The sequence below is a fragment of the Myxococcus llanfairpwllgwyngyllgogerychwyrndrobwllllantysiliogogogochensis genome, assembly GCF_006636215.1.
Taxonomy (GTDB): domain Bacteria; phylum Myxococcota; class Myxococcia; order Myxococcales; family Myxococcaceae; genus Myxococcus; species Myxococcus llanfairpwllgwyngyllgogerychwyrndrobwllllantysiliogogogochensis.
Map to the genome: position 1 here is coordinate 20597 of NZ_VIFM01000037.1, position 19197 is coordinate 39793.

Annotated in this window: 17 protein-coding genes; 10 read left to right on the forward strand and 7 right to left on the reverse strand. The window is 70.7% G+C overall.

Annotated elements, in window-relative coordinates; genetic code table 11:
• The first annotated feature begins 6 nt into the window (after positions 1 to 6).
• From FJV41_RS12035 to FJV41_RS12045, 3 genes are all read left to right on the forward strand, one after another.
• Positions 7 to 1608 (forward strand): LVIVD repeat-containing protein, encoded by a 1602-nt coding sequence (locus FJV41_RS12035; protein WP_141642600.1) that lies wholly within the window; start codon positions 7 to 9, stop codon positions 1606 to 1608.
• Between the two features lie 217 nt (positions 1609 to 1825).
• Positions 1826 to 2899: a hypothetical protein gene (locus tag FJV41_RS12040; protein ID WP_141642601.1), complete on the forward strand. Its 1074-nt coding sequence runs from the start codon at positions 1826 to 1828 to the stop codon at positions 2897 to 2899.
• Positions 2900 to 3073: 174 nt separating this feature from the next.
• Positions 3074 to 3814: an SDR family oxidoreductase gene (locus tag FJV41_RS12045; protein ID WP_141642602.1), complete on the forward strand. Its 741-nt coding sequence runs from the start codon at positions 3074 to 3076 to the stop codon at positions 3812 to 3814.
• A gap of 15 nt (positions 3815 to 3829) precedes the next feature.
• On the opposite strand, the gene FJV41_RS12050 is transcribed toward FJV41_RS12045, so the two are convergent.
• Both FJV41_RS12050 and FJV41_RS12055 read right to left on the reverse strand, forming a co-directional pair.
• Positions 3830 to 4498, reverse strand: a complete 669-nt coding sequence (locus FJV41_RS12050) for a metallophosphoesterase (protein WP_141642603.1) — start codon at positions 4496 to 4498, stop codon at positions 3830 to 3832.
• A 67-nt stretch (positions 4499 to 4565) separates the two neighbouring features.
• A complete protein-coding gene (locus FJV41_RS12055) occupies positions 4566 to 5465 on the reverse strand; it encodes a transcriptional regulator (RefSeq protein ID WP_246137161.1) in 900 nt (299 codons plus the stop codon).
• A gap of 226 nt (positions 5466 to 5691) precedes the next feature.
• Between FJV41_RS12055 and alr the strand changes: the two genes are divergently transcribed.
• Positions 5692 to 6912 carry an alanine racemase gene (gene alr, locus FJV41_RS12060; protein ID WP_141642604.1) on the forward strand — a complete coding sequence of 407 codons (1221 nt, stop codon included), beginning with the start codon at positions 5692 to 5694 and terminating at the stop codon, positions 6910 to 6912.
• A 6-nt stretch (positions 6913 to 6918) separates the two neighbouring features.
• On the opposite strand, the gene FJV41_RS12065 is transcribed toward alr, so the two are convergent.
• Positions 6919 to 7917, reverse strand: a complete 999-nt coding sequence (locus FJV41_RS12065; protein ID WP_246137162.1) for a lysophospholipid acyltransferase family protein — start codon at positions 7915 to 7917, stop codon at positions 6919 to 6921.
• A 92-nt stretch (positions 7918 to 8009) separates the two neighbouring features.
• Here FJV41_RS12065 and FJV41_RS12070 point away from each other — a divergent pair, with 92 nt between their 5' ends.
• Positions 8010 to 10766 carry a M1 family metallopeptidase gene (locus FJV41_RS12070; RefSeq protein ID WP_141642606.1) on the forward strand — a complete coding sequence of 919 codons (2757 nt, stop codon included), beginning with the start codon at positions 8010 to 8012 and terminating at the stop codon, positions 10764 to 10766.
• Between the two features lie 65 nt (positions 10767 to 10831).
• On the opposite strand, the gene FJV41_RS12075 is transcribed toward FJV41_RS12070, so the two are convergent.
• Complete coding sequence (locus tag FJV41_RS12075) at positions 10832 to 11587, reverse strand: enoyl-CoA hydratase (protein WP_141642607.1); 756 nt, start codon at positions 11585 to 11587, stop codon at positions 10832 to 10834.
• 119 nt (positions 11588 to 11706) lie between these two features.
• A complete protein-coding gene (locus tag FJV41_RS12080; protein WP_141642608.1) occupies positions 11707 to 12603 on the reverse strand; it encodes a ribose-phosphate diphosphokinase in 897 nt (298 codons plus the stop codon).
• Positions 12604 to 12742: 139 nt separating this feature from the next.
• Here FJV41_RS12080 and FJV41_RS12085 point away from each other — a divergent pair, with 139 nt between their 5' ends.
• The 4 genes from FJV41_RS12085 (at position 12743) to orn (ending at position 15248) form a co-directional block, all read left to right on the forward strand.
• Positions 12743 to 13432 (forward strand): phosphoribosyltransferase, encoded by a 690-nt coding sequence (locus FJV41_RS12085; protein WP_246137163.1) that lies wholly within the window; start codon positions 12743 to 12745, stop codon positions 13430 to 13432.
• A gap of 71 nt (positions 13433 to 13503) precedes the next feature.
• On the forward strand, positions 13504 to 14196 hold the full coding sequence (locus FJV41_RS12090) for a dienelactone hydrolase family protein (RefSeq protein ID WP_141642609.1): 693 nt from the start codon (positions 13504 to 13506) through the stop codon (positions 14194 to 14196).
• Positions 14193 to 14645, forward strand: a complete 453-nt coding sequence (locus tag FJV41_RS12095) for an archease (RefSeq protein ID WP_141642610.1) — start codon at positions 14193 to 14195, stop codon at positions 14643 to 14645. The genes FJV41_RS12090 and FJV41_RS12095 overlap by 4 nt, the downstream gene beginning before the upstream one ends.
• A gap of 51 nt (positions 14646 to 14696) precedes the next feature.
• A complete protein-coding gene (gene orn / locus FJV41_RS12100) occupies positions 14697 to 15248 on the forward strand; it encodes an oligoribonuclease (protein ID WP_141642611.1) in 552 nt (183 codons plus the stop codon).
• 21 nt (positions 15249 to 15269) lie between these two features.
• On the opposite strand, the gene FJV41_RS12105 is transcribed toward orn, so the two are convergent.
• Together FJV41_RS12105 and FJV41_RS12110 are read right to left on the reverse strand one after the other, a co-directional pair.
• Entirely contained in the window at positions 15270 to 15662 is a 393-nt protein-coding gene (locus FJV41_RS12105; RefSeq protein WP_141642612.1) for a response regulator, read from the reverse strand.
• A gap of 157 nt (positions 15663 to 15819) precedes the next feature.
• Complete coding sequence (locus FJV41_RS12110; protein ID WP_141642613.1) at positions 15820 to 17364, reverse strand: AMP-binding protein; 1545 nt, start codon at positions 17362 to 17364, stop codon at positions 15820 to 15822.
• Between the two features lie 168 nt (positions 17365 to 17532).
• On the opposite strand from FJV41_RS12110, the gene FJV41_RS12115 reads away from it, so the two are divergent.
• Entirely contained in the window at positions 17533 to 19101 is a 1569-nt protein-coding gene (locus tag FJV41_RS12115) for a DUF5722 domain-containing protein (protein ID WP_246137164.1), read from the forward strand.
• The last annotated feature ends 96 nt before the right edge of the window (positions 19102 to 19197 follow it).

A 19197-nucleotide genomic window follows, 5' to 3' on the forward strand; every position in this document is an offset into this window, starting at 1 on the left:
AGAATCATGACGAATGTCGTGAGAGGTGCGCTCGTGGCCGCGCTGTGCCTGAGCGTCGGTGGGGGTTGTGCGCAGGAGGTCGTCCCCGTCGAGGGAGTGCCTGTCAATCTGGGCCCCTCGCAGGTCCTCGAGGACCACGGGGACTGGGCCCCGGAGCCCCTGGCCGTCTGTCCATTGCTGCCTCGCGACGGCGCCGCCGCCGAGTGCGGCACGCTGGAGTCCTTCGACCTGTCCGCGTGTGAGCGAGACTCGCTAACAAGGTTGGAGGCCAACGGCCACTTCACCGTGCATGGCATTGGCAACGACATCCGAGAGAACGCCAACAGCCAGTTCACCGGGTCGATGAACTTCCGGCCGGGGGGCGTGGTGAGCTACGGCGGATATCCCATGCGCGAAGCCCGGGTGGACGGGAACGCGTTCTTCCTCTCCAACCACGGCACGCTCCCGGACGGCAGGGCCTTCCGGTCCTCCTTCGTGGGCTGCAAGGCGCCGAACCCGAGCCGGGTGACGGGGTGCTACGCGGTCTGCCTCGCCGGCGTTCCCTCCTTCCAGGCCACCTTCGAGGCGGAGAAGGTCCGGTGGCGCGCGGGCGAGGCGGAGGCCTCGAAGCTCACCCTGGTGGGTGAGGGCGTGGTGAATCAGGGCATCGTCGCGGACGTCTTCGTCACCAAGGGGCACGCGTATGTCGTCTCGTTGGAGAGCGCCCTCGCGGGGCCCGGCGGGCTCTTCGTCTACGATTTGAGTGACCGCTCCGCGCCCCGGCTCGTGAGCACCATCACGTACCCGGGCGACAGCTACTGGAACGCCGTCTGGGCCAAGGACGATGCGCTCTACGTCGCCAGCGCGGCCCGGGGCCTGCTCGTCTTCGACATCGCCGAGCCGGCGAACCCGAAGCTGCTGCGCTCGCTGCCCGACGGTCGCCCCATCGATGCGCACACCATTCATGGCGACCTCAACCGGCTCTATGTCATGTCCGCATCGCCCACGCCGGAGACGCTCATCTTCGACGTGAAGAACGCGAGAGAGCCCGTGCTGCTCGGCCGCTACGCGGACCCGAGCGTGAACCCCCTGGTTGCTTCGTTCCCCCATGACGCCACGTCGTGGGGAGATCGCCTCTTCGTCAATCACTGGTCCGCGGGGTTGCTGGTGCTCGACGTGAGCGACCCGACGAACGTGGTGAAGCGGGGGGAGTATGTCTATCCGCGCGCCACCAGCCACACGAACCGCTGGCACTACGTGAACAACCGGCTCATCGTCTTCGAGGGCGGTGAGGACTGGGGCGCGCATGTCCGGGCGCTCGACATGACCGACCTGGACAAGCCCGTGCTCATTGGTGAGTACCGCCTCTCTCCGGGCGTCTCCATCCACAACATGGAGCTGAAGGGCAACCTGCTCTATCTCGCCCACTATCAGCACGGGGTGCGGGTGCTGGACGTGTCGCGTCCCTCGGAGATGCGGGAGGTCGCCTACTTCAATACCTGGCGGGGGACTGACCGGGCTCGCGGCACCCTGTTCTATGACGGCGCCATCGGCATGCGCATCCCGGGCGATGGCCATGTCTATGTCATCGACACCTCGCGCGGCCTGCTCATCTTCGACGAGCTGTAGCCGGTAGGCGGAAGTCCTTCACCGGAGGCTGGCGACGGCGGGCCTCCGGTGTTGAACGAATGGACCGGGCGCGGGTACCAGACTGCTCGGGCACGTAGCCCTTGGTGGGCCATCTGCCATACGCTTCGCCCAGGGTGCCGGTGGTCGAACATGGATTCCTCGGGGGGAGGGTCGCGGGCTGATGCTCCGGACGCCGTCCTTTCGGGGAAACGGAAAGATGGCCTCGATGCTTCGCAATGGGTGTTTGTCGTTGTTGTTGTTCGTGCTCGTCGGCTGCGGCTCACGACACCACGGTCCGACGGTGCATGAGCGCCGTGCCGCCATTCGCGCCGTGCATGCGCAGAAGTACGGTTCGAGTGACGGCTTCCAGTCCACGTCCTGGGGCATGACGCGCGACCAGGTCCGGGCGATGTACCCGGGCACGCAGGAGACCTCGCGCGGAGACCTGGTCCTCACCACGGCATTGGCGGAGCACCCCGCCCAGGTGTTCTTCCTCTTCGCGGACGGGCGCCTGGGCTCCGTCTTCGTGCGCTTCGCGACCCCCTCGGACGTGCGCAATGACCACCAGGAGGTGGTGGAGTTGCTGACCTCCAAGTACGGCCGCGCCGCCAAGCGCGGCTCATCGCGACGCGTGCAGAGGTACCGCGAGTCGCTCGACCTCGCGTGGCTGCTCTCCCAGAGTGCTCCGCCCGTACCCTCGAACTTCCCCGCCGCCACGGAGTCGGGAGCGCAGGTCGAGGGGGCTCCGCCTGATGGCGCACCCATCAACTTCCCCGCGCCCACGGAGTCGGGAGCGCAGGTCGCGGGAGCTCCGCCCGACGGGGCGCTCGCGAACTTCCCCGCGCCCACGGAGTCCGGAGCGCAGGTCGCGGGAGCTCCGCCCGACGGCGCACCCACGAACTTCCCCGCGCCCACGGAGTCGGGAGCGCGGGTGTCCGAGGGACAGCCTCCGCTGGTCGAGGCGACGACGGCGGGGGACTCGCTGGACGAGGAGGACTCGCGGGACACGGCCGTGGCCTCGGCGCCTGAAGAGAGCGCCGCCTCCGAGTCGGAGGCGCCCGAGTTGTTCGGTCCCATCTCGGAGCCCGAGGTGAGCATCTCCCGCCGTGGCTTCGTGGTCGTCGCCAACTGGAAGGCGTGGGAGACGACCGTGCGCCTCGTGGGCTACCAGTTCTCCCGGGAGCGGCTGCTCACGCTCCACTACGAGAGCCCCGAGTACGCGGAGGCGATTCGCGATGGGCTGGAGCGCCTCCAGAGGCAGCAGCGTCGCTCCAGAGCCCGGGACTTCTAGCCGCGCCCCCAGGTGCCCCTCGTCTGGACTGAGAGGGGCACCGCAGGGCCTCCGTCCGGCTCGATTGTTCGCCCCGGCGGAACTGTGATGCTGGTTCCCAGGGCATTATTTCGCGGGGACGAAGGCCCATTGTTTCTCCATGCCGGCGACGAAACGCCGGACGGGAGAAACGACATGAATGCACAGACCCCGAAGGTGGCCCTCGTCACCGGTGCTTCCCGAGGTATCGGCGCCGCCGTCGCGAGGCGGCTGGCCCAGGATGGCTTCACCGTCATCGTCAACTACGCGGAGTCCGCCGCGCCTGCCGAGGCGTTGGTCCGCGAGATTGAGCAGGCGGGCGGCAAGGCCCTGGCCGCCCAGGCGGATGTCAGCAAGAGCGCGGACGTGCGGCGCCTGTTCGACGCGGCCCAGACGGCCTTCGGCGGCGTGGACGTGCTCGTCAACAACGCGGGCATCATGAGCCTCTCCACGCTGGCGGACACCGACGACGCCGTGTTCGAGCGGCAAATCGCGGTCAACCTCCAGGGCACCTTCAACACCCTGCGGGAGGCGGCCCGGCGGCTGCGCGACGGCGGGCGCATCATCAACTTCTCCTCCAGCGTGGTGGGCCTGCTGCAGCCGACCTACGGCGTGTACGCGGGCACCAAGGCGGCGGTGGAGGCGATGACGAGCGTGCTGGCCAAGGAGCTGCGCGGACGGAACATCACCGTCAACGCCGTGGCCCCGGGGCCCACCGCCACGGACCTGTTCCTCAAGGGCAAGCCCCAGGACCTCGTCGACCGCATGGCGAAGCTCGCGCCGCTGGAGCGACTGGGCCAGCCCACGGACATCGCCGCCACCGTCGCCTTCCTCGCCGGCCCCGACGCCGGCTGGGTCAACGGGCAGGTGCTGCGCGCCAACGGCGGAATCATCTGAGCGCGGGGCGCGGGCTCACGGCGAGCCGTTCACGTCCACGTAGGCGCGGCGGGCTGGCACGGAGACGAGGCGTCCTTCCGGCATCACGTAGGCCGTGAGGCGCCCGCCGTACACGCAGCCCGAGTCCAGGCCCACCGCATGCGAGTGCTGCTGCACGCCGCGCATGGCGTCGTGGCCGAAGATGACCAGCTCCGGGCCCTTCCAGCAGCTGGCCCAGGGCACGCCGCCATCCACGCGCTTCGACGGCGTCCCGTCCGGGGCGATGCTGCGCAGGTTGAGCAGCTCATCCGCGCGCTGCGCTTCCAGCGGGACTCCTGGCACCAGCCCTCCGTGCACCGCGAGGACATTCAGGTCCGGGAAGCGGCGGTACAGCGGCTGGGCCTCCAGGTACGTCCAGTCGTCCGCCGTCAGCGTCTCCAGGACCTGGCGGTGCTCCTTGCCCAGCTTCTTGCCCTCGGGGGCGCGTCCCGTGTGCCAGCGCAGCACGTGCGCGTCGTGGTTGCCTCGCACCGCGAGCAGCCCGCGCTCGCGAGCGCACCGCACCACGCCCGCGGAGTCCGGCCCCTTCGCCACCAGGTCGCCCACCAGCACCACGCGGTCGTCCGGCCGCCAGCCACACGCGGCCAGCAGCGCGTTCAGCTCCTCCGCGCAGCCATGGACGTCTCCGATGAAGAGCGTTCGCATCCCGCCTCTTCTTTAATTCGCTTCGACGCCCCGGGGAACCCTCCCGGGAGGTGCGGGGTCCGCGGCGTCAGTCCGCTTTCGAGCGCAGCAGGCGGCTGAGATTCACGTCGAGCTGGCTGGAGATGAGGCGCAACACGCTGTCGAGCTGGGAGCCGGTGAGGCGCAGCCGCTCGGTGAGCAACCGTCGGGTCTCCTGGAGCAGCGCGTCCTGCGCGGCCACCACCCACCGCGCCGCGGTGGAGCGATGCACGCCGTAGAGCGCGCCGAGCTGGTCGATGCTCAGCCCGTCCAGGTACTTCAGGCGCAGGAAGTTGCGCTGACGGGGCTCCAGGACTCCGAGCGCCGCGGAGAACGAGGTGCTGAACTCCGCGCGGTACGTGTTCTTGAGATAGAGCAGCTCCGGGTCGTCCCCCGGCGCCACGAGCAGCGACAAGTCACCATCATCCGCCTGGGGATGTCCGCTGCGCTGGCGCTGCCAGTCGAGCGCGAGCCACAGCGCCGCGGCCCGCACCCACCCGCTGAGCGGGCCCGTCCCCGGGTAGGCGGCCAGCCGTGCGGGAGAGTCGGCGCTGCCCACGAGCATGCGCTGGCGCAGCAACTGGCGGACCTCGTCGAGCCCCGTGGGCGGCAGCTTCAGCCGCGCGACGGCCGCGTTCACCTCGGGCAGGAAGCTCGACTCGAAGGCGTTCAGCGCGGAGGGCAGCCGGTCCGCGGCGGCGCGAGCCAGGTACACGTCCGGGAGGTGGAACTTCTCCACGTCCTCGGAGGGGGCCTGTGTGGGGAGCAGCCGCGCCAGATGACTGACGAAGCGCACGCCCTCCAGCTCCACCCCGGGCCAGGCCGCGCGCGCGGTGGTCAATGCACGCGTCAGCCGCTCCTGCAGCAGGGGCAGCGACGACTCCGGCGCGGAGGAAACACCACGCGCGGCGATGAAGGCCTGGGCCAGGGAAACGTCCGGGGGGGACACGCCGTGGGACGATAGCACCCCCCTCGCGTAATCCGGATTCAACCATTTCCGAAGTGAACTCTTGTTTGCCTGGGTTCGCTGATGGAGGAGGGCTCCGGGACAACAGGTATGACAAGGGGTGGGCCCGGACGGTCCCCCGGTGCGCCTGCTCCATACGCGGGCGCCTGGGTCCCAGGGGCCGCGAAGCCCATGGCCCGTCCATTGCTGGTATGGGGCGGGAGTCGACGTGGTGGAGGTGAACGTGGAGTCAATTGGCGGCGGGCCCGGGGATGCGGCCCATACCTCGTGGTTGGAGCTGAGCGCGGGGGCGCTCAAGCACAACGTGGAGGTGTTCCGGGCGCTGGAGGGGCGGGGAGGGACGTCGCGGTCGCTGGGCGTGGTGCTCAAGGGCAACGCCTACGGGCACGGGCTGGCGCAGGTGCTGCCGCTGGTCCACGGGCTGGTGGACCTCCTGTATTTCATCGCGCCGCAGGACGCGCTGAAGGTGCGTGAGTACGAGCGGGCCCAGGGCCTGTCTCCCCGGCAGGTGGTGGTGCTGGGCGCGGTGGGTCCGCACGAGGCGGTGGTGCTGGCGCGCGAGGGGGTGGAGGTGGTGGTGGCGGACCGTGGCTGGGAAGACGCGGTGCCGGTGCTGCGCGCGGCGAAGCTGGAGCGGCCGCTGCGGGTCCACGTCCACATCGACACGGGCCTGGGGCGCGAGGGCTTCACGCTGGAGCAGATTCCGCGCGAGACACAGTTCCTGGTCGACGCGCGGGACGTGCTGGAGGTCGTGGGCGGGCTGAGCCACTTCGCCAACACGGAGGACGTGACGGAGCAGGGCTACGCGCTGGCGCAGGTGGACGCGTTCGAGACGGGGCTTCGGCTCTTGTCGGGACAGCTGGGCGAGGGGCGGGTGCTGCAGCGGCACATCGCCGCGAGCGCCGCGGCGCTGGTGTTGCCCCGGGCGCGCTACGAGGCGCAGCGGGTGGGAATTTCGCTGTATGGGCTGTGGCCTTCGGCGGAGACGCGGCTGTCGGCGCGGCTGGTGTTGGGCGAGGTGCCGGTGCTCAAGCCGGTGTTGTCGTGGCGGTGCCGAAGCCAGGTGGTGAAGTGGCTGCCCGCGGACAGCTATGTGGGCTACGGCTGTACATACCGGACATCGGAGCCCACGCGCATCGCGGTGCTGCCCGTGGGCTACTACGACGGCTATCCACGGCTGGCCTCGGGCAAGGCGCACGTGCTGGTGAACGGGCGGCGGTGCGCGGTGCTGGGCCGGGTGATGATGAACCACCTCATCGTCGACGTGACGCGCGCCACGCATGACGAGCGCCCCGTGACGGCCACGTTGATGGGGCGCGAAGGCGACGAGTCCATCAGCGCCGAGTCGCTCGCCGGCTGGGCGCAGACGCTGCACTACGAGATTGTCGCGCGCCTGGGCGCGCACCTGCGGCGCGTGGTGGTGGAGTAGCGCCGCTCAGCGCTTCGCGTCCGTCGCGCTGGGAGGCTGCACCTTCCAGCGGCGGTGCAGCCACATCCACTGGTGCGGGTACTTGCGGATGCAGCGCTCCAGCGCCGCGGTGACGCGCGCGGTGTGCTCCGCAATCGGGTCCTCGCACTCGCCAGGCGCGGGCGGGAGGATGGGCCCTTCCACTTCCAGCCGCAGCCTGGGGCCGAGCTTGCCGTTGCGCACGCCCATCACCACGAACACCGGCGCGCCCGTGCGCTGCGCGGCCACCGCCATGGCGGGCGTCGTGGAGGCGAGCCTTCCGAAGAACGGAACGAACACCGCCGCCTTCGCCGGCAGCGCCTGGTCCAGCAGCATGAAGGGCGACTCGCCGCGCTCCACCGCTTCCGAAAGCTCCTGGATGGCGCCGCGCGGATAGATGAGCCCCGCGGGAAGGCGCACCCGGTTCTCCGCGATGCGCGTGTTGAGCGCGCCCTTCAGCGGACGCACCAGCGCAACCAGGGGCACGCCCAGGCGCACCAGCATGTCTCCCAAAAGCTCCCAGTTGCCGAAGTGCGCCGTCACCATCAGCGCGCCCTTGCCCGTGGCCACGCGCGCCTTCAGCGCCTCCCAGGCCTCCGTGCCCTCGACGCCCTGCTCGGCCCAGTCCGACGTCAGCCGGTCTCCCGAGGGCACCGACTCCAGCACCACGCGCGACATGTTGATGTACGCGCCCCGCGCGATGTCCCGTCGCTCCGCGTCGGTCTTCTCCGGCAGCGCGTGCGCCAGGTTGTCCAGCGCGACGCGGCGACGGATGCCCAGCGTGTACGCCAGGTTGCCCACGAAGCGGGCGATTGCGTCGCGTGACGCGAACGACAGCCACGTGAGGAACGCGAAGACGAAGCGCGTCACGAACTTCACCACCGGGCCCGGAGGCGTGCCGATGACACGGCGCAGATGCTCGGAGGGCACCTTCGCGGCGTTCGCTGGCGGGACTGTCTGGTCGGAAATGGGAGCGGGCGAGGACACGGAGGCACTCCACCCCGAAGTGAAGATTACGGCAAGAACACACTCATGCGCGGCGCTACCCTGGCTGCCCGGCATGGGCCACTATGCGCGCCATGCCCAACCTGCTCCGAGCGGTGGTTCTGTCCACCGTTGCCCTGTTGTGCGCGTGCGGTGCCCGGCAGAACCCTCCGGCCGCCGAGCCCGCAGCGACTGCTCCCGCTTCATCCTCCGCGGCCTCGGCCGCTCCCACGCCGCCCACGCTGCGTCTGCCCAAGGACGTGCGTCCCAATGGCTATGCGGTGGAGCTCACGCTGGACCCGAAGGTCTCCGCCTTCCAGGGCACGGCGAGCATCGGGCTCGACGTGGCCCAGCCCACCTCCATCGTGTGGCTGCACGGAAAGAACCTCACGGTGAAGGAGGCCTCGCTGATGCAGGCGGGCGCCACCATCGACGTGACGCCGCTGAAGAGCGAGAAGGGTGACTTCCTCGGCTTCTCGCTGGCGAAGCCGCTGGCCGTCGGCACCGCGAAGCTGCGCGTGGTGTACGAGGGCGCAGCCTCCGAGAAGGAGACGGACGGTGCCTTCCGCGTCAACGAGGGCGGCGACTGGTACGTCTATACGCAGTTCGAGCCCATCGACGCGCGGCGCGTGTTCCCGTGCTTCGACGAGCCCGAGTTCAAGGTGCCCTGGCAGCTGACGTTCCATGTGCCCGCGGGCAACGTGGCCGTCACCAACACGCCGCAGCTCGCCGAGGAGGCCCGTCCGGACGGTGGCCGCACCTACCGCTTCGCGCGCACCCAGCCCCTGCCCTCCTACCTCATCGCCTTCGGCGTGGGCCCGTTCGACTTCCTCGCCGCCGCGGACTCCGGCCAGAAGAAGGTGAAGACGCGCATCATCACCCCGAAGGGCCGCGCCGTCGAAGGCACCTACGCCGCCAAGGTGACGCCCGAAATCCTCGCCGCGCTGGAGGACTACTTCGGCATCCCCTACGCGTACGAGAAGCTGGACGTCATCGCGGTGCCGCTGCTCGGTGGCGCCATGGAGCACCCGGGCCTGGTGACGTTCAACTCGCGGATGATGCTGGCGAAGCCGGAAGAGGACTCGCTCAGCCGGCAGCGCGGTTTCTCGGACACGCAGGTGCACGAGCTGGGGCACCAGTGGTTCGGCAACCTCGTCACGCTGGCGTGGTGGGACGACCTGTGGCTCAACGAATCCTTCGCGACCTGGGTGACCCCGCGCATCATCGAGACGTGGCAGCCGTCGTGGGATGCGCCGGTGGAGCGTGTGCAGGACCGCAGCCGCTCGCTGGACTCCGACAGCCTCCTGTCCGCGCGCCGCATCCGTCAGCCCATCGACACGGCCAATGACATCCACAACGCGTTCGACGGCATCACCTATGGCAAGGGCTCCGCGGTCCTCACCATGACGGAGGAGTGGCTGGGGCGTGAGGTGTTCCGCAAGGGCATCCAGCGCTATCTGCGCAAGCACGCGCACGACAACGCCACGGCGAAGGACTTCCTGGACGCGCTGTCCGCCGAGGCGGGCAAGGACGTGACGGGCGTGCTGGGGACGTTCCTGGACCAGGGCGGCGCGCCGCTCGTCACCGCGTCGCTGGAGTGTGGCGCGGGGCAGCCGAAGGTGGTCCTCACCCAGCAGCGCTACCTGCGGCTGGGCTCGCAGGCGCCGGGGCCGCAGACGTGGAAGGTGCCCGTGTGCGTGGAGTACGCGGCGGGCAACAAGGACGCGCGCGCCTGCACGGTGCTGGAAGGGGAGCGCGCCGAGGTCGCCCTGCCGGAGGCGAAGACGTGCCCGGCCTGGGTGTTCCCCAACGCGGAGGGCGCGGGCTTCTTCCGCATGCAGCTCGCGGGGGACGCGGCGACGAAGCTCCTGAAGACGGGCGTGGCGAAGCTGTCGCGCTCGGAGCGCGTGGCGCTGCTGGGGGACGTGAAGGCGCTGGCCCTGTCCGGGGCGCTGCCGGCCTCCGAGGCGCTGGCGCTGGCGGCCCGCATGGCCCAGGACCCGGACCGCGTCATCGTCGAGAGCACGATGGACATGCTGGACCTGTCGAGCGCGCGGCTGTTGCCGGAGGCGCGCCTTCCGGACCGTGCGCGCTTCCTGCGTGAGACGTACGGCCCCCGGGCCCGGCAGCTGGGCTTCGTCTCGCGCAAGGGCGAGAGCGAGGACACGCGCCTGTTGCGTCCGCGCCTGGTGCGGGTGGCGGGCCGCGACGGCGCGGACCCGAAGATTGTCGCGGAGGCTCGGGCGCTCTCGGACAAGTGGCTCACCGACAAGCGCGCGATTGAACCGGAGATGGTGGACGCGGTGCTCGCGGTCGCCGCGGCGCACGGGGACGCGGCCTTCCAGCAGAAGCTCCTCACGGCGGTGCGCGCGGAGAAGGACCGCTCCACGCGTCAGCACCTGCTGGGGGCGCTGAGCGGCTTCAGGGACCCGGTGCTGGTGAAGCAGGGCCTGTCGCTGGTGTTCGACAAGGCGTTGGACCCGCGTGAGACGATGTGGATGGTGTTCGGGGCCACGCAGCACGCGGGCACGCAGGGCGTGGCGCTCGACTTCGTGAAGGAGAACTACGACCGGCTGGTGGGGGACTCGCCCGACGCGCTCCTGCCGAAGGACGCCGCTGGCCGGATGGTCTTCGTGGCCGGCGGCTTCTGCAGTCCGGAGCGGCGGCAGGAGATTTCGGACTTCTTCACGACGCGCAACGCGAACGCGCCGGGCGGGCCTCGCATGCTGGCGCAGATTCTGGAGTCGGTGGACCAGTGCGTCGCGCTGAAGTCGGCGCAGGCGGCCAGCATCGAGTCCTTCCTCACCGGGCGCGGCACGCCGCGTCCGCCGCAGGCTCCGACGACGCGCTGACCCACGTTGGGAGTTCGAGCCCGGGGCCAGCGCTGGCTCCGGGCTCATGAGGTCCCCGAGGGCGGCTACTTCTTGCTGCCGCGCGACATGAAGGCCATGAAGGCCTCCTGCGCCTCCGTGGAGCCCAGGCGCTCGATGAACTTCGCGCCCTCGCGCGCCAGCGTGGCGTGCGTCTCCTCGCGGCGCGGCCCGCGAATCAGCTCCTTCGTCACGCGCACGGCCTCGGCGGGACGGGAGGCCAGGGTGCGGGCGCGCTCGGCGGCCACTTCCTGGAGGCTCTCGGCGGGCACCACCTTGTTGATGATGCCGGCGCGCAGCGCGGTCGCCGCGTCGAAGGGCTCGCCGAACAGCAGCAGCTCGCTGGCCAGCGCGTAGCCGGCCATGCGCGGAATCAGCAGGCTGCTGGCGCCTTCCGCGCACAGGCCGAGCTGGACGAAGGGCATGTGGAAGCGCACGCGCTCGCTCGCGACGACGTAGTCACAGTGCAGCAGCATCGTCGTGCCGATGCCCACCGCGGGGCCGTCCACGGCCGCCAGCACGGGCTTGGGCGCGTCCACCAGCGCCTTGAGGAAGAGGAACACCGCGCTGTCCTCGCCCGCGGGCGGGTGCTCCATGAAGTCGCCGATGTCATTGCCCGCGGTGAAGACGCTGCCCGCGCCGGTGAGCAGCACCACGCGGACTTCGTCGTCCGTCGCCGCCTGCTTGAGCGCGGCGGTGGCCGCCTCGTACATCGCATGCGTGAAGGCGTTCTTCTTCTCGGGTCGGTTGAAGGTGAGGGTGAGGACCCCCGCTTCCCGCTTCGTCAGCAACGTGTCGGACATGGGGCAAGCCTAGACCGAGTCCATCCCCGGCGCGGGCTCAACTTGCATCCCTCGCCATGCCCGGCCTGGAGGCGCCGGGCCCTCGTGTGCCCACTTCTCCCACGCGTGCTCCCACCTGCTCACGGCCGCAGCGCGCGGGCGACCAGCGGAGCGAGCGTCACCACCCGGTGCCCGAACGGCAGCCCCGAGGGTGGCTCCACGCTGTCGGTGCTCACGAGCTGAGTCACCGGCAGCGCGCTCAGCCGCTCCACCGCCGGGCCCACCAGCAGCGCGTGGGTCGTCACCACCGTCAGGTCATCCGCGCAGCCCGCGGCGCGCAGCGTGCCCGCCGCCGCGACCAGGGTGCCGCCCGTGGACACCATGTCGTCCACCAGGATGGGCCGCTTGCCGCGCACCTCGCCCATGAGGCCGCTGGCGTGCACCTCGTCGCCGCTCAGCCGGACCTTGTGAATCACCGCCCACGGACGGCCCAGGAGCCGCGCCAGCGCCTCCGCGCGCTTCACCGCGCCCAGGTCCGGCGCCACCACGACCGACGTGTCCGTGACGTGGGGTCGCAGCGCCTCCGCCAGCACCGGCAGCGCGGTGAGGTGCTCCAGCGGCGCGCCGAAGCACCCCTCCAGCGCGGGGCTGTGCAAGTCCACCACCAGCACTCGCGCGAAGCGGCCCTGGGACAGCATGTCCGCCACCAGGCGACCGCCCAGGGGCTCGCCCGGCCGTGCGCGTCGGTCCTGCCGCGCGTAACCGAGGTACGGCACCACCGCCTCCAGCCGCGCCGCGCCGGCCCGCCAGCACGCGTCCGCCATCAGCAGCAGCTCCAGCAGGTGCTCTCCCGCCGGAGGCGTCAGCGATTGCACCAGCACCACGGTGCGCCCTCGCACGGCGGCGGGGACCTCCAGGTGCATCTCTCCATCGGGAAACCGCTCGAAGTGACAGTCAGCGGGCGCCACGCCCAGGGCCAGGGCGAGCTCACGTCCCAGGTGGGGACTGGCGGTGCCGATGAGGAGGATGGGGTCCATGGCCCAACCCTAGCGCGCCCGGTGGCCCGGGGGCTCGGCGCTCGCTGCCTCCCCTGGCGACGTGCCTCCGGGAGAGCCGTTGTCCGCCCCTTCGCCGCCAGCGAGCCCGGGCGTGCTTTTCCTAGGGACAAGGAGAGTGATGATGCGCTTTCGCGACAGAGCGGACGCCGGGCGACGGCTGGCAACGATGCTCCTGCCCTACCGGGGCTCGGACGCGCGCGTGCTGGGGGTGGCTCGCGGGGGGCTTCGGGTGGCGTACGAGGTGGCCCGCGCGCTGGAAGTCCCGCTGGACGTCTGGGTGTCGAGGCGGCTGAGCATCCCCGGACGGGCGCTGACCCTGGGCGCGGTGTCCGAGGGAGGCGGCCAGTACCTGCTCTCGGATTCGCTGCGGCTGGCGCCCCTGCCCAGGAGCGAGGTGGACTCGCTGGTGAGCGAAGAGGCCAGCGTGGTGGAGGAGCAGGTGCGGCGGCTGCGCGGACGTCCTCCGCCGGAGCTGGGCGGCCGCACGGTGCTGCTGGTGGATGACGGCGTGCTGACGGGCGCCACCGCCGCTGCCGCGCTGAGGGCCCTGCGGCTCCTGCATCCGGCCCGGCTGGTGATGGGCACCCCGGTGGCCTCGCCCCAGGGGCTGGAGGTGCTGCGAAGGGAGGCGGACGCGGTGGCGTGCGTTTCGACGGAGGCGGGGATGCGCTCCGTGGCCGAGGCGTACGACGACTTCCGCGCGTTCCCGGACGTGGAGCTGCAGAACCTGGTCGAGCGCTCGCGCCAGCCGCCGTGGCGCTCCCAGGCGGTGCTGGAGTCCACGGACCCGGGTGGGTCCTGGATGTGAGCCGTGAGTCGTGAGTCGTGAAGCCTTGGGCTTGTGACGATGTGAACCCGTGACGCGAGGAGGGCGGCTCCATGTGGCAGGACGACCCGAAGGACCCAGAGGTCCACGAGGTGGCGGTGCGCTCCGGGCGGGTGGAGCTGGGCGGCAGTCTGGGGCTTCCTCCGGGTGCGCGCGGGCTGGTGGTCTTCGCGCACGGCAGCGGTAGCAGTCGCTTCAGCCCCCGCAACCGCGCCGTCGCGCGGAGCCTGCGCGACGCGGGGCTGGCCACGCTGCTGTTCGATTTGCTCGGCGCGGACGAGGAGGCGATGGACGCGGGCACCGGCGAGCTGCGCTTCGACATCCCCTTCCTCGCGCGGCGGCTCATCGCCGTGACGCGGTGGGCGCAGGCCCAGCCGGAGCTGTCCGGGATGGGCCTGGGCTACTTCGGCTCCAGCACCGGCGCCGCCGCGGCGCTGGTGGCGGCCGCGCTGCACCCGGAGCTCGTCCAGTCGGTGGTGTCTCGCGGTGGCAGGCCGGACCTGGCCGGGCCCGCGCTGGCCCGGGTCCGCGCGCCCACGCTGCTCCTGGTGGGCAGCCTGGACGTGGACGTGCTGGAGCTGAACCAGGACGCGTTCGACGAGCTGTCCGCCGCCAAGTCCCTCATCGTCATCCCCGGCGCCACCCACCTGTTCGAGGAGCCCGGCACGCTGGAGGAGGTGGCGCGCCGCGCGGCGGACTGGTTCACGCGACACCTGGATGCACCTCGACTGGAGGCGCGTGAATGAGCACGGAGCCATGGACCGGAGACGAGTCCCCGCCCCCTCGCTGGGAGGTCTTCTCCCGGGGCGGCGAAGTCGCGGTGCGAGGCGAGGGCCGCACGCCCGAGGTGGCCTTCGAGCAGGTCGCGCTCGCGCTGTGCACGCGCGTGACGGACCCGTCCACCGTGGAGGTGCGCGAGGAGGTGGACGTGGTGTGCGACGCCGTCGACCGGGAGGGCCTGCTGATGGACTGGCTGCGCTCCGTCGTCCAGCTCATGGGCTCGCGGCGACTGCGCTTCCGCTGCTTCGCGGTGCGCCTGGATGGACCGCGCCTGTTCGGCCGTGGCTACGGTGAGCACCTGGACCCGGTGAGGCACCGTCCCTCTCGGGACGTGAGAGGCGTCACCCTGAGCGGACCCACCGTGCGCCGGAGCGCGGACGGTCGGTGGACCGCCGAATGCGAGGTGGAAGTCTGAAGCGGAGTATTGAGGCCCCGCATGGGCGCGGGGGCTGGTATAGGCATCGGAATGCGCTCGCGTGAACCCCGCTTTGTCTGGCTGGACCTGGAGATGACCGGGTTGGACCCCGAGTCGTGCGCCATCATCGAGATTGGCGTCATCATCACCGGGCCGGATTTGCGCCCCATCGCGGAGTTCGAACGCGTCATCTGGCAGCCGGAGGAAGTGCTCCTGCGCATGGAGCCCGTGGTGCGTGAGATGCACACGCGCAACGGCCTGCTCGAGAAGGTGCGCGCCTCCAGCACGTCGCTGCGGGTGGCGGAGCGGGAAGTGACGGCGCTGGTGGCGGAACACTGCCCGCTGGGCGAGGGCGTGCTGGCCGGCAACTCCATCCACACCGACCGCCGCTTCCTGTTCCAGTACATGCCGCTCCTGGAGCGCTACCTGCACTACCGCATGGTGGACGTGACGAGCCTCAAGGTCCTCGTGCGCGCGTGGTACCCGAACCTGGTGGAGCCGCGAAAGCCGCCCAGCGGCCACACCGCGCTCGCGGACCTGCGCTCCAGCATCAACGAGCTGCAGTACTACCGCGACATCCTGTTCCGCGCGACGCCGGGCTGAGCGACGACGGGACGGCGTGTCTCAGCCCGCCGTCCCCGGAGTGCCGGGTGTGGGCCCGTCGGGCCCGCCGAGCAGCTCGGTGATGGTCTCCAGCAGCAGGTCGAGCTCGAAGGGCTTGGCCAGGAAGCGGGCGCTGGAGCGGCGCTCCTCCTCGGAGATGCGGCCCGCGCTCATCACCACCACGGGAATGGTGCGCAGCGAGGCGTCGTCGCGCATGCGACGGAGCATCTCCCGGCCGTCCATCACCGGCATCATCAAGTCCAGCAGCACCAGGTCCGGACGCACCTCCGCCATCCGCTGCAGGCCCTCCGCGCCGTTGAAGGCGGTGAGGATGCCGTAGCCCTCCACGGAGAGGATGTCCTGGAGTGCCTCGACGATGGCCAGCTCGTCATCCACGATGAGCAGCCGCTTCATCGACGCACACCCTCCCTTCGCGCGCGGTCACCACATGGGGCCTCGTTCAGCGGAACCACCCCGGCTCCGGCCACCCCAGGGCGGGACGGTAGGACACGGCGCGGCGCAAGCCATGGTTTTGAGCGCGGTGTGTTCGGAATGCTGCGGACCAGGGGTCTCACCGCAGTCGGGCTCGCAACAGGTGTTTCTGGACCTTGCCCAGCGCGTTGCGAGGCAGCGAGTCCATGAAGACGACGCGACGGGGCTTCTTGAAGCTGGCCAGCCTGTCCTTGCACCAGTCCACCAGCGCCTGGGCCTCGGGGGCGTGGACGCCGGCGGGGGGAACCACGACGGCCACCACCTGCTCGCCATAGTCCGCGTCCGGCAGGCCCAGCACGGCGACCTCGGCCACGCCCGGGTGCGTGGCGAGCACCTCCTCCACCTCGCGCGGGTACACGTTGAAGCCGCCGCTGATGATGAGCTCCCGCGCCCGCCCGGTGATGCGCAGGTAGCCGTCCGCGTCCAGCTCGCCCAGATCGCCCGTGCGGAACCAGCCCTCCGAGTCGAAGGACTCCGACGTGGCATCCGGCCGGCGCCAGTAGCCGGCGAAGACGTGGGGGCCCTGGACTTCGATTTCCCCCATCTCCCCCGGGGGCAGGTGCCGGCGCGTGCGCACGTCCACCACGCGCGCCTGCTGGCCGGGGAAGGGGAAGCCCACCGTGCCCGGCCGGCGCTCGCCGTCGTACGGGTTGGTGGTGTTCATGATGGTTTCCGTCATCCCGTAGCGCTCCAGGATGCGCGCGCCGAAGTCCTTCTCGATGTCGTGGAAGAGCTGGGGGCTCAAGGGCGCGGAGCCGGAGACCCACAGGCGCAGCTCGCGGGGCTTCACGCCCGTGCGCCGTGACTCCTCCAGCAGCCGTCCGTACATGGTGGGCACGCCGAAGAACATCGTCAGCGAGGCGTCATCGCGCAACGTGGCCAGCGCCTCCGTGGCGACGAAGCGCCGGTGCAACTCCAGGCTCGCTCCGGTGTACAGCGTGCCGTGCAGGCCCACCATGAGGCCGTGCGTGTGGAACAACGGCAGGGCGAGCAGCAGCCGGTCCGCCGCCGTCCAGCGCCACGCCTCGGTGACGGCCTTCACGTTGGCCAGCAGGTTGCGGTGCAGCAGCATGGCGCCCTTGGAGCGGCCGGTGGTGCCGGACGTGTAGCCCAGCACCGCCAGGTCCTCCGGACGCGGCAGCGCGAGCGCCACTGGTGACGTCGCGCCTTCCTCGAGCAGCGTGTCGAAGTCGATGACCTCCAGCGAGGCCGGAGGCGCGACGGTGGTCGGCTCCACGGTGACCAGCCACTGCAGCGACGGGAGCTGGTCTCTCAGGGGGATGAGCTCGGCGACTCCCGAGGCGCTGGTGACGCAGGTGTGCACCTCCGCGTCCGCGAGGATGTGGGCCAGCTCCACCTGGCGGTACGCCGTGTTGACGAGCACCACCACGCAGCCCGCGTGCTGCACACCCAGGTAGGCGACGATGAAGCGAGGGCTGTTCTCCAGGAAGAGCGCCACACGCTCGCCTGGTCGCAGGCCGCGCTGACGCAGCCCCTTCGCGAAGGCCGCGACGTGCGCGGCGAGCTCGCCGTGGGAAGTCGACTCGCGCTCGAACGTGAGCAGCGGCCGGCCCGGCGCGTCGTGGGCGTGTTCCAAGAAGACTTCGAGGAGGGACGAAGGCATGAGCCGCGCAGCCTACTTCCCTCACTTCCAATCAAGACAAGCTGTGAGTCAATTTTGACGACATAGAGTGGTTTTAACTGCATAATCGGATTATCTCGTTGAGTTGGCCTGAGGACGCGAGACAGGGAGTGGGTCCTCGGCGGGCTCGACGCGCACGGGAGGTGTCACTTGCGTCGAGGACTGTTTGGAGGCCGGGCCCTGGGCCTGGCGTTGGCTCTGGCCGTGGTGGGTCTGCTGCCGGCGGTGGCGGGGGCGAACCTGCCGTATCCGACGCGCACCGCGTATCGCCTGAAGGGCGTGCAGCCGGACTTCTGGCCTGGCTACGACGAGCTCGCGGGCAACAACACGGGCGGCGTGGCGATGAACCTGGTGTGGGCCTCGTGGGAGCCGTCGGTGCAGGCGCCGCCGTGTACCGGAGGGCGCGTGGAGTACGCGGGGCACTGCTTCGCGGTGGCGGCCAACGTGGACGCGGCCATCCGCGAGTGGACGGCGCGCGGCGTGGTGGTGACGGCGGTGGTGTACGGCGTGCCCGCGTGGGCGCGCGCGGGCCGCACGTGTACGCCCGCGGCGGCGGGCTTCGACATCTTCTGCGCGCCCAACAACGCGGCGGACTACGGCCGCTTCGTGGGCCTGCTCGCGCAGCGCTACAACGGGCTCAACGGCCACGGCCGCATCGCCGACTTCGTCATCCACAACGAGGTCAACTCCAACGACTGGTTCGACATCGGCTGCGGTCAGGGCGCGGGCGCGTGCAACACCACGGCGTGGCTGGACACGTACGCGGCCAGCTACAACGCCGCCTATGACCAGGTGATGACGTGGCAGTCGGCGGCGAAGGTGCTCATCTCGCTGACGCACCACTTTGGTCCGGAGCTGGATGCGCCAGGGGCGAGCAGTCCGCTGCTGTCCGCGACGACGTTCTTGAATGGCTTCGCGGCGCGCGTGGGCTCGCGGGCATGGCGCGTGGCGTATCACCCGTACGCGCCGGACCTGTTCCGTCCGCAGTTCTCCGCGGATGACTACCCGCGCGTGACGTACGGCAACCTGGGCGTGCTGGCGGGCTGGCTGCGCAAGACGTTCCCCACCCGGCAGCACGCGTGGGAAATCCAGCTCACGGAGAGCGGCATCCACTCCGGCTCGCCGCAGTCGTCGGAGGCCGCGCAGCAGACGGCGGTGTGCGACTCGTTCCGCAACGTGCTGGGGACGCCCGGCATCGAGAGCTACATCTACCACCGCATGCACGACAACGCGGCGGAGGGGGGATTGGCGCTCGGGCTGCGCCGTGTGGACGGGAGCGCGAAGCCGTCGTGGAGCACGTGGGCGCTGGCCAACCGCAGTGACTTGAACCCGCCCCAGCTCTCCTGCGGCTTCGAGGAGCTGCCGTACACGCGGCTGCGCCGGGGCTACCACGCCACGCGCGGCCACTGGGCGTCGTCGCGGCTCCTGCCTCCGGGCTTCCGGCAGGAGTCCTCGTGGCGGCTGCTGCGCGACGGCATGCCGGGCATGCGGATGCTGTACGAGTGCCGCGTGGGCAACCACAACCTGCTCAGCCCGGACGTGGGCTGCGAGGGCCTGCCGCCCCTGGGGCCGGTGGGCTACATCCACCTGCAGCAGGTGCCGGGCACCGTTCCGCTCTACCGCTGCAACCTGGGCCAGGGCAGGGACCACTTCATCTCCCCCGCGTCGAACTGCGAGGGGCAGGTGACCGAGCAGCTCCTGGGCTACGCCTTCCCCTGACGGTGAACCCGCCTGGAGGCCGGGCGGGGCGGGGTGCTGTTCGCTTCTGGGACAGCACTTCGCGGAACCGGGCACGGGCCCGGGAGAGGGCGTGCG

Coding starts and splice junctions, on each gene's coding strand:
- FJV41_RS12105 (WP_141642612.1), bottom strand. CDS start 15,662: ATGAAGCGGCTGCTCATCGTGGATGACGAGCTGGCCATCGTCGAGGCA.
- orn (WP_141642611.1), top strand. CDS start 14,697: ATGCGCTCGCGTGAACCCCGCTTTGTCTGGCTGGACCTGGAGATGACC.
- FJV41_RS12080 (WP_141642608.1), bottom strand. CDS start 12,603: ATGGACCCCATCCTCCTCATCGGCACCGCCAGTCCCCACCTGGGACGT.
- FJV41_RS12045 (WP_141642602.1), top strand. CDS start 3,074: ATGAATGCACAGACCCCGAAGGTGGCCCTCGTCACCGGTGCTTCCCGA.
- FJV41_RS12070 (WP_141642606.1), top strand. CDS start 8,010: ATGCCCAACCTGCTCCGAGCGGTGGTTCTGTCCACCGTTGCCCTGTTG.
- FJV41_RS12040 (WP_141642601.1), top strand. CDS start 1,826: ATGGCCTCGATGCTTCGCAATGGGTGTTTGTCGTTGTTGTTGTTCGTG.
- FJV41_RS12110 (WP_141642613.1), bottom strand. CDS start 17,364: ATGCCTTCGTCCCTCCTCGAAGTCTTCTTGGAACACGCCCACGACGCG.
- FJV41_RS12085 (WP_246137163.1), top strand. CDS start 12,743: ATGATGCGCTTTCGCGACAGAGCGGACGCCGGGCGACGGCTGGCAACG.
- FJV41_RS12095 (WP_141642610.1), top strand. CDS start 14,193: ATGAGCACGGAGCCATGGACCGGAGACGAGTCCCCGCCCCCTCGCTGG.
- FJV41_RS12035 (WP_141642600.1), top strand. CDS start 7: ATGACGAATGTCGTGAGAGGTGCGCTCGTGGCCGCGCTGTGCCTGAGC.
- FJV41_RS12075 (WP_141642607.1), bottom strand. CDS start 11,587: ATGTCCGACACGTTGCTGACGAAGCGGGAAGCGGGGGTCCTCACCCTC.
- FJV41_RS12090 (WP_141642609.1), top strand. CDS start 13,504: ATGTGGCAGGACGACCCGAAGGACCCAGAGGTCCACGAGGTGGCGGTG.
- FJV41_RS12050 (WP_141642603.1), bottom strand. CDS start 4,498: ATGCGAACGCTCTTCATCGGAGACGTCCATGGCTGCGCGGAGGAGCTG.